This is a genomic window from Tritonibacter sp. SIMBA_163 (assembly GCF_046535935.1).
Taxonomy (GTDB): Bacteria; Pseudomonadota; Alphaproteobacteria; order Rhodobacterales; family Rhodobacteraceae; genus Epibacterium; species Epibacterium scottomollicae.
In genome coordinates, this window is the sequence record NZ_JAWJBP010000952.1 from 1 (window position 1) to 250 (window position 250).

The 250-nt window shown below is 69.6% G+C and carries 1 protein-coding gene; it reads left to right on the forward strand.

Annotated elements, in window-relative coordinates:
- On the forward strand, window positions 1–250 hold a 250-nt coding region (locus R0J92_RS25140), incomplete at both ends, for a hypothetical protein (protein WP_411053688.1).

Consider the following 250-nt stretch of genomic DNA (forward strand, 5'->3'; position numbering starts at 1 on the left):
CGGTGGCGCTGGATCTGCAATCTGGCGCGACCCTGGGCGATGCGGCGGTGACGATTGCAAATGCGGCCAGCCTGTCGACCGCAGGCGGGGCGCTGACGGATGCGACGGCGCTTGACGTGGACGGGACCTTCACCCTTGCGGGCGACGAGACGATTGCGACGCTCGCGGGCGAAGGGACGGTTGCGCTTGCGGGCCATACGCTGGCTGTCGGCTCTGGCGTGGCGGGTGAGGGCTTTGCCTATTCCGGCGC